The organism is Clostridium sp. AM33-3 (assembly GCF_003480315.1).
GTDB lineage: Bacteria > Bacillota > Clostridia > Lachnospirales > Lachnospiraceae > Brotaphodocola.
This window is the reverse complement of sequence record NZ_QUIV01000015.1, coordinates 72,191-72,692: the sequence shown is the minus strand read 5'-3', so window position 1 is coordinate 72,692 and position 502 is coordinate 72,191. Positions and strand designations below refer to the sequence as shown.

Sequence of the window (502 nt, the reverse complement as noted above, 5' to 3'; positions counted from 1 at the left end):
TAGAAAGGAGGTGATCCAGCCGCACCTTCCGATACGGCTACCTTGTTACGACTTCACCCCAGTTATCAATCCCGCCTTCGGCAGCTCCCTCCTTACGGTTGGGTCACTGACTTCGGGCGTTATCGACTCCCATGGTGTGACGGGCGGTGTGTACAAGACCCGGGAACGTATTCACCGCGGCATTCTGATCCGCGATTACTAGCGATTCCAGCTTCATGCAGGCGAGTTGCAGCCTGCAATCCGAACTGAGACGTTATTTTTGAGATTTGCTCCCCCTCGCGGGCTCGCTTCTCTTTGTTTACGCCATTGTAGCACGTGTGTAGCCCAAATCATAAGGGGCATGATGATTTGACGTCATCCCCACCTTCCTCCAGGTTATCCCTGGCAGTCTCCACAGAGTGCCCATCTTACTGCTGGCTACTGAGGATAAGGGTTGCGCTCGTTGCGGGACTTAACCCAACATCTCACGACACGAGCTGACGACAACCATGCACCACCTGTC

At 54.6% G+C, this 502-nt stretch carries 1 rRNA gene (only partly in view); it reads right to left on the bottom strand.

From position 1 onward, the window contains the following. Positions 1–3: 3 nt before the first annotated feature. A 16S ribosomal RNA gene (locus tag DW819_RS10230) occupies positions 4–502 on the bottom strand (it continues 1,102 nt past the right edge of the window).